The organism is Streptacidiphilus pinicola (assembly GCF_003258295.1).
Classification (GTDB): Bacteria; Actinomycetota; Actinomycetes; order Streptomycetales; family Streptomycetaceae; genus Streptacidiphilus; species Streptacidiphilus pinicola.
This window is the reverse complement of the sequence record NZ_QKYN01000141.1, coordinates 22,242-30,974: the sequence shown is the minus strand read 5'-3', so window position 1 is coordinate 30,974 and position 8,733 is coordinate 22,242. Positions and strand designations below refer to the sequence as shown.

Here is an 8,733-nt window from a genome sequence, read left to right as displayed (position 1 = left end):
GGTGGGCCGGACTGCAGCGGGTATGGGGGCTCGGCGGGGTGCCGATCACGGTGGCGGTGTCGCTCGTGGTCGTCCTCGCCTGGTTCACCGCACTCGTCGGCGGGGTCTGGGCCGGAGGCGGCCGGTGGTTCCTGCTGCCGGTGGCACTGCTCGTCGGGTGGGCGGGGACCCGCCTGCTGGCCGTGCCGCTGCGGCGGCTGACACCGGAGCCGCCTCCGCCGCCGTCCCGGTGGGACTTCGTGGGCCTCGGCTGCGTGATCCGCACCGGCCGGGTGGGCCCCGACTTCGGCCAGGCCGAGGTCCGCGCCGCCGACGGCTCCTCCGCAGTGGTGCAGGTCCGGCAGAGCCTCGACGACGCGGCCGGGCCCGGAGCGGGCCTGCGGGCCGGAACCTCCGCACTCATCTACGACTACGACGCCGACGGCGAGTTCTTCTGGGTCATGCCCGCGCCGTCCGCTACCGGCTGACGCGCCTTCCTCTTCTCGCGTCCTCTCTCATTCCATCCGCGGCACCGTCCGTCCAAGGGAACAGCCATGTCTGTCGTCACCATCGGAATCGGCGTACTCGTCGCCGTCCTGCTGCTCATCGGTCTGGGCACGCTGCTGCTCTACGGACGGCTGTACCGCAGGGTCGTCCAGGGCGAGGCCCTGATCGTCTCCCGGCCCAAGAACGTCGACGTCAGCTTCACCGGAGCCCTGGTGCTGCCGATGAGGCACCGCGCCGAGGTCATGGACATCTCGGTGAAGACCATCGAGATCACCCGTACCGGCCGTGAGGGGATGATCTGCAAGGACAACATCCGGGCCGACATCCAGATCACCTTCTTCGTCCGGGTCAACAAGACCGTCGAGGACGTCATCAAGGTCGCCCAGGCGATCGGCACCGAGCGGGCCAGCCACCAGGAGACCCTGCAGAGCCTGTTCAGCGCCAAGTTCGCCGAGGCGCTGCGCACCGTCGGCAAGCAGCTCGACTTCGCCGACCTCTACACCCACCGCGAGGAGTTCCGGGACCGGATCATCGCCGCCATCGGCACGGACCTGAACGGCTACCACCTCGAGGACGCGGCGATCGACCACCTCGAGCAGACCCCGATGGCCGAGCTCGACCCGACCAACATCCTGGACGCGCAGGGCATCCGGAAGATCACCGAGCTGACCGCGCTGGAGCACATCCGCACCAACGACTTCCAGCGCAACGAGCAGATGGAGATCACCCGCCAGGACGTCGACGCCCGCGAGGCCGTGCTGGAGCTGGAGCGTCGGCGCGCCGAGGCGGAGATCCGGCAGCGCAAGGGGATCGAGACGCTGAAGGCGCAGGAGGAGGCCGCCACGGCGATGGTCCAGGAGGAGGAGCGGCTCAAGGCGCACGGTGCGCTGCTGCGCACCGAGGAGCTGCTCGGCGTCCAGCGCGAGAACCAGCAGCGCGAGATCGCCGTCGCGGAGAAGAACCGCGAGCGTGTCCTGGCCGTGGAGAGCGAGCGGATCGAGAAGGACCGGCTGCTGGAGGTCGTCAACCGCGACAAGGAGGTGCAGCTCGCCAGGGCCGGGATGGAGAAGGAGGTCGAGGTCGAGCGGCGCGGCGTGGCCGAGGTGGTGCGCGAGCGGATCGCCGTGGAGCGCACGGTCGCGGAGCAGGAGGAGGAGATCAAGCGGGTCCGCGTGGTGCAGGAGGCCGAGCGCACCCGGCAGTCCGTCATCATCGCCGCCGAGGCGGAGGCCCAGGAGCAGCTGGTCAAGGACATCAAGGCGGCGGAGGCCGCCGAGCAGTCCGCGCACCTGAGGGCCAAGGAGCAGTTGGTGCTTGCCGAGGCCGGCCAGAAGAGCGCCGAGCTGGAGGCCGCCGCCAACGTGCGCCGGGCCGAGGGCGAGCGGGCGCTCGCCGGAGCCGCGGGCCTGGCCCAGGCGGAGGTGGCGGAGCGTCAGGCCCTGGCCGAGGCGGCCGGTGTCCGCGCCCGCCTGGAGGCCGAGGCGGCCGGTATGAAGGAGAAGGCCGCCGCGATCGAGAAGGTCGGCCTGGCCGAGGCCGCCGTCGCGGAGAGCAAGGCCCAGGCCGAGGCCTCGGGCATCCGCGAGAAGCTGCTCGGCGAGGCCGCCGGGCTGGAGAAGAAGGCCGCGGCGATGGCCGCGCTGGACGAGGTCTCCCGCTCGCACGAGGAGTTCCGGCTCCGCCTGGCCGCGGACAAGGACGTCCGGCTCGCCGCGCTGGAGGTCCAGGCGAAGGTCGCCGAGGCCCAGGCGGCCGTGCTGGCCGCGGGTCTGGAAAGCGCGGACATCGACATCGTCGGCGGGGACACCGTCTTCCTGGAGAAGGTCGTCGGCGCGGTGTCCCTGGGCAAGTCCATCGACGGCGCGGTGCAGGGCTCGGAGACCGTGAAGGCGCTGGGCGCCGACTGGTTGAACGGCGAGCGGAGCTTCGGCGACGACGCCACCGAGGTGCTGCGCTCGCTCGCGGCCGGGGGACCGTGGAACCTGGCGCTGCTGATGAAGCTGCTCAACGGCGGCGCGGCGGACGGCTCGCTGCCGGTCGACCCGGCGCGGCTCGTCAACGGCACGGGCGGCCTGGGGAAGTAGCGCGAGGGCAAGTAGCGCGCGGGGCACGCGCCCGGGTGGCGCGCACGGGGGAATCCAGCAGACGGGGATCGTCGGACCAGTGGACCGGCGGGCAAGGGGACACGGAACAGTCATGGGCGTCGAGGACGGCACCTACCAGATCCTGCGGGCGCGGCTCGCCGAGCGGGCGGCCGAGCTGGGGCGGCGGGCGGGGGAGTTGAACACCCGCCGGCAGGAGGCCTTCGGGTCCCGCGCGCTGGAGCTCGCGGCCTCCGCCCGGCCGCGCACCGCGGGCGACGGCACGGCGTGCGGCGTCGTCGCCGTCCGGCCCGACGTCCTGCTGCTGGGGACGACCGCCGCCGACCTCGACGCCGGACTGCTCTCGCTGCACGCGCTGGACGGCACGCCGCTCGACCCCGGCACCGTCCCCGGCCTGCTCGACGACGACCGGTTCCACCGCGACCTCGCCGAACTGCTGCGCTACTACCGCGACGCCCGGCTCGCGGACCTGCTGCGCACGCCCTCGGGCCGGCTGCTGGCCGTCTTCCGCACCGGTGAGAACGACGGCGACCAGCGCGTGCTCAGCTGGCAGCTGACGGACCAGCGGGTCGAGTACCTCGGCAACCACGGCGAGCGCGACCTGCCGCAGCCACCCGTCTACGAGCTGCCGTGGACGACGACCGGGCGCGAGCACCACCACCACGGCCGGATCCGGATCGAGGGCGGCGGTGGTGCGGCCTCCGTCGCCACCACCGGCGGCAGCCTCACCGTGCGGGCGCTGCCCGGCGACCGCACGCTCTACGAGGAGCCCGTCGACGAGCCGCTGCAGAGCCTCGCCGACGCGACGGTGGCCTACGCCGAGACGGGTCCGCTGCTGCTCCTGCGGATCCGCCCCTACAACGAGCCGGCCGACCGCCATCTTGTCGTCAACACCCGCACCGGCTCGGTGCGCCGCCAGGACTCGCTCGGCCTCGGCGCCCGGCTGCTCCCCGCCGAGCAGGGCCTGATCTTCCCCGGCGGCTACGAGCTCGCGGACGGCACCCACCGCGCCTTCCGCATGCAGTCGGACGGTGTCGGCGCCGACGCGGCCGACGGGTCGGACGGTCTGCGGTTCGACGCGGTCCTGCCCTCGCCGAACGGCGAGGACCTGCTCTACGTCCTGCGCCGCCAGAGCCGGGCCCAGGTGCTGCTGCTGCCGTGGAACACCGTCCGCCGCGAGGCCGGGGCGGCGCTGCACGGCGCCGCCCACACCCTGCTCGCCGACGGCACCCTGGTGCTGCTCAAGCCGGACCGCGAGCCGGTGCGCACGCACGAACTCCAGCTGTGGCAGACCCCGTTCCAGTCCGCCGACCACGCCGCCGCGCAGCCCGTCGGCGACGACCCGCTCGCGCGCATCGGCAACGCCGATCTGGTGCGTGGCATCGCCGACTGCCTCGACGTGGTCCGCACCGCGACGGCTGTCGCCCAGGAGAGCCAGGTGACCGTCTCCTCGGAGCTGGTCCTGGACGCCTGCGCCAAGGCGGCGGACCGGCACTACTGGCTCGCCGACACCGGCCTGCTCGCACCGCTCGCCGAACTGCGGGAGGCCGCCGAGCAGTTGGCCGTCGAGCAGGCGCGCGTGCGCGGGCTCGCGGCCCGTGCCTCGCAGGCGCTGGAGCAGGCCAGGGAGGAGGCGGCCGTCCTGCTGCGCCGCTCCCACGGCGAACCGCCCGGCGACGCCGACGGCTGGACCCGCCTGCTCGCCGAACTGCGCCAGACCCAGGGCCGCACCCGGCTGCTCCGGGACCTGCCGCAACTCGACCTGGCCGCCCTCGACCACGTCGAGGCGGACCTGGCCGGCGAGTTGACCGCGGCCACCGAGCGTGCCTTCGCCCTCTTCGCCGGTCCCGACGCCTTCGAGGCGCCGCTCTCGGCGGCCCGCCACGCCGCCGAGGAGGCCGAGTCCGTCGGCACCGCCGCCGAGGCCGCACAGCTCGCCGACCGGCTCACCGAGCAGGCCGACGCCCTGGCCACCGTCACCGACCTGGTCACCGGCGCCGTCGCCGCCGACCCGGCCGCCGGCACCGCGGTGCTGCTCGCCATCGGCGAGGTCCTGGCGGCCGTCAACCGGGCCCGCGCGGTGCTGGCCAACCGCCGCCGCGCACTGCTCGACGCCGAGCACCGCGCCGCCCACGCGGCCGAGTCCGCGCTGCTCGCCCAGGCGACCACCGCCGCCCTGACCGCGGCCGACAGCCCGGCGGCCTGCGACGACCAACTGGCCCGGCTGCTGCTGCGCGTGGAAGGGCTCGAGGCGCGCTTCGCCGAGGCCGAGGACCTCGCCGCCGACCTCGCGCTGCGCCGCGAGGAGATCCGGCAGGCCTTCGCCGCGCGTCGGCAGACCCTGCTCGACGAGGCCGCCGCCCACGCCGACCGCGTCGCCGCCTCCGCCCGGCGCGCCCTGGAGGCCCTGCGCCGCCGCCTCGCCGGCCTGGGCTCCGCCGCCGACATCCACGCCGCCCAGGCGGCCGACCCGATGGCCGTGCGCGTCCGGGCGGCGGCGGAGGAACTGCGCGCCCTCGACGACCAGGTGCGCTCGCAGGAGCTGGCGGACGGCCTCGCCGGCGCCGTCCGCACCGCCCTGCGGGACCTGCGCGACCGCGCCGACCTCTCCGAGGACGGCGGCGCCAGCGTCCGGCTGGGCCGCCACCGCTTCGCGGTCCGCCGCGAGCCGGTGGAGCTGACCCTGCAACCGGAGGGCGACGGGCTCGCCTTCCTGGTCACCGGCACCGGCTACCGGCGCGCGGCGCGGCTGGAGGGGTCGGCCGACGGATCGGCGGGCGGGCTGCTGAGCGGGCTGCTGGCCGGGCGGGAGTTCTGGACGCAGCCGCTGGTGAGCGAGTCGCCGGTGCTCTACCGGGCCGAGTACCTGGCCGCGGCGCTGCTCCCCGACGCGGGCGGCCTGGGCAGCATGGGCGGCCCGGGCGGCGTGGGCGGTCTGGGCAGTCTGGGCGGTCTCGGCGGTCTGGGTGGTCTGGGCGGTCGGCGGGACAGTGGCCCGGACGTCGGGCCGGACGTGGGTCTCGCCGACGGCGACTCCCGGGAGCCGCTGCTCGACCGGGTGCGCCGGGCCGCCGAGCGCGCCTACGACGAGGGGTACGAGCGCGGCGTCCACGACCACGACGCCGCGCTCATCCTCGACGCGCTGCTGCGCCTGCGCGCCGGCGCCGGGCTGCTGGAGCACCCCGCGCCCGTGCGCGCCGCAGCCCAGCTCTTCTGGGCCCACGGCGCGACCGAGCCGCAGCGCGCGGCCTGGCAGCGCCGCGCCCGCTCCCTCGTCCTGGCCCGCACCCACTTCGGCGCGGACGGCGGCACCACGGCGACCGCGATCAACGCCCTCGCCGCCGAACTCTCGGCCGCGGTGGCGGAGTTCACGGACCCCCTCGGCCTTGCAGGGCCGGGACGGGCGGGTCACTACCTGGTCGCCGAACTCGCGGACCCGCGCACGGGGTTCGCGACCGGCATCGCGGCGCGCACCCTCCTCGACGGCTTCCGGCACACCGACGCCGCGCCCGCCCTCGCCGCGGACCTGCGGGCCCTGGACGGCGACCTGGTCGCCCGGCACCAGCTCGCGCGCGCGTGGCTCGGCGCGTACGCCGCCGCCCAGGCGGAGGCACGGGACGACGACGGCGTCGAGGAGGCCGTGGCCGGCCTCTGCGCGCCGGAGCTGCCGCGCTACGAGGTCAGCGCCGCCGTCAGCGAGACCGTCACCGGCCTCCTCGGCGCCCACGCCCGGATCACCGACGGCCAGTTGACCGTCCGCATCGACGAACTGCCCTCCCGGGCCCGGATGTTCCGTGAGGAGCGGGCGCCCGCCTTCCGTGCCTTCCAGCGACAGCGCGCGGACGTGCTCGCCGCCGAGCGGAGCCGGCTGCGGCTCGACGACTACCGGCCGCGCCCGCTGGCCGGCTTCGTCCGCAACCAGCTCATCGACCTCGTCTACCTGCCGCTCGTGGGCGACAACCTGGCCAAGCAGCTCGGCACGCTCGACGCCACCGCCACCACCGACCGCAGCGGCCTGCTCCTGCTCCTGTCCCCGCCCGGCTACGGCAAGACCGCGCTGCTGGAGTACGTCGCCGACCGGCTCGGCCTGCTGATGGTCCGCGTCGACGGCCCGGCGCTCGGCGCCGGCACCACCTCGCTCGACCCCGACCGGGCCCCGGACGCGGCGGCCCGCCGCGAGATCGAGAAGATCGTGTTCGCGCTGGAGGCGGGCAGCAACGTGCTGCTGCACGTCGACGACATCCAGCACGTCTCCGCCGAGCTGCTGCAGAAGTTCATCCCGCTGTGCGACACCCAGCGCCGTGTCGAGGCCGTCAGCGACGGCGTCGCCCGCAGCTTCGACCTGCGCGGCCGCCGTTTCGCCGTCTGCCTGGCCGGCAACCCGTACACGGCCAACGGGCAGCGCTTCGAGATTCCCGACATGCTCGCCAACCGGGCCGACGTGTGGAACCTGGGCGAGGTACTGACGGAACAGCAGGACCTGTTCGCGCTCTCCTTCCTGGAGAACGCCCTGGCCGCCAACCCGGTGCTCGCTCCGCTCGCCGGCACCGACCCGGCCGACCTGCGCCTGCTCATCGCCCTGGCCGACGGCGACCCCGCCGCCCAGGCCGACCAACTCGCCCACCCCGTCCCGGACCTGGACCGGGCGCTGGCCACCCTCACCCGGCTGCGGCGCGTCCAGCGCACCGTCCTCGCCGTCAACGGCGCGTACATCGCCTCGGCCGCGCAGGAGGACGCGACCCGCACCGAGCCGCCGTTCCTGCTCCAGGGCTCGTACCGCACCATGGCGCAGCTGGCCGCCCGGATCGACCCGGTCCAGAGCGATGCCGAGGTCGAGGCCCTGCTCGACGACCACTACCTCGCCGAGGCCCGCACCCTCGGCAGCGCCGCCGAGGCCAACCTGCTCGCCCTCGCCCGCCTGCGCGGCCGCGCCACCGCGGAGCAGTCCGCCCGCTGGCAGACGCTCTGCGCCGCGTACGGCCCCCGCTAGGGACTGTCCGGCGCGGGCTCGTCCGGCCAGCCGAGCAGCCGCGCGCCGAACACGGCGGTCTCCAGGGTGTAGCGCTGCAGCGCGTCGTCCGGATCCAGCCCGGTCAGGCGCACGATGTGGGCGATCCGGTACGCCAGCGCCCGCACGCTCAGGCCGAGCCGGCGCGCCGCCTCCGCCGTGACGTAACGCGATTCCGCGTACGCGGTCAGCGTCTCCAGCAGCGGCTTCGCCCCGCCCCTGGCCTTGCCCAGCGGGCCCAGCACGCTGCGCACCAGCTCCTCCAGCGCTTCCCGGTCGCGCAGCAGCACCGGCAACACCAGCAGGTCCGCCGCGTGCAGCACCCGTCCCGGCAGGCCCAGCTGGTCGGCCTGCTCCAGCGCCTGCCGGGCCTCCTCGTAGGAGTGCACCACCCCGCCCGGTCCGCTGTGCGGGCGGCCCACGACCACCCGGCGCCCCTCGGTCAGCTCCGCGAAGGCCCGGACCACCGCGTCCTCGCCCTGCCCCGACGGCGCGATGCAGACCAGCCGCCCGTGCTTCACGGCCAGCAGCACCTCCTGCTCGCCGAACCGCGCGAGCAACTGCCGCTCCAGCCCGCGCACCAGCGGGTCGTCCAGGTCGTACCCGTCCCCGTCGGCCACCGCGACCACGTGCGCGCAGGCGAGGTTCAGCCCGAACCGCTCGGCGTGCTCGGCCAGCCGCCCCAGATCGCTGCGGCTGCTCAGCAGATCCGCGACGAACTGCCGCCGCCCGGCCTCCTCGCGGCGCAGCCGCTCCCGGTACGCCCGGCCGTGCCCCGCCGCGAGCGCCGCGACCGCGGCCCGCAGCGCGCCCATCGACGCGGCGTCCACGGGCAGCCCCTCCCACACCTGCGCCGTCGCCGCCAACCGCTCGTCGATCAGCTCCGCGAGCCCCCGCCCCTGCTCGGCGGCGTGGTCGCCGTACTCCCGCAGCGCCTCCAGCTCCTCCCGCCGCAACCGCCGCCCACTGCGGGCCACCTCCTCCAGCAGCCGCGCCCAGACATCGCCCTCGGACGACGCCACCTCCTGCCCCCCAGCTCTGACGGTGGCCAACTCCCGCTTCCTCCCCCGCACACCCAGCGACAGCGACCCGTTAGCGTACCGGCTCCGACCCCACAGGGGGTTGACCGGCGCCATC

The 8,733-nt window shown here is 75.3% G+C and carries 4 protein-coding genes; 3 read left to right on the top strand and 1 reads right to left on the bottom strand.

The annotated features are described in order from the left end of the window. From DN069_RS31335 to DN069_RS31325, 3 genes are all read left to right on the top strand, one after another. A partial coding sequence (locus DN069_RS31335; RefSeq protein ID WP_207892338.1) for a hypothetical protein occupies positions 1–467 on the top strand: 467 nt, incomplete at its 5' end. Positions 468–533: 66 nt separating this feature from the next. Then, a complete protein-coding gene (locus DN069_RS31330) occupies positions 534–2,570 on the top strand; it encodes an SPFH domain-containing protein (protein WP_111506616.1) in 2,037 nt (678 codons plus the stop codon). 112 nt (positions 2,571–2,682) lie between these two features. Next, positions 2,683–7,578 carry a DNA repair ATPase gene (locus tag DN069_RS31325; RefSeq protein ID WP_111506615.1) on the top strand — a complete coding sequence of 1,632 codons (4,896 nt, stop codon included), beginning with the start codon at positions 2,683–2,685 and terminating at the stop codon, positions 7,576–7,578. Here DN069_RS31325 and DN069_RS31320 read toward each other — a convergent pair. Next, positions 7,575–8,618: a PucR family transcriptional regulator gene (locus DN069_RS31320; protein WP_243639982.1), complete on the bottom strand. Its 1,044-nt coding sequence runs from the start codon at positions 8,616–8,618 to the stop codon at positions 7,575–7,577. The two genes, DN069_RS31325 and DN069_RS31320, sit on opposite strands and share 4 nt — an antisense overlap. Positions 8,619–8,733: the final 115 nt, after the last annotated feature.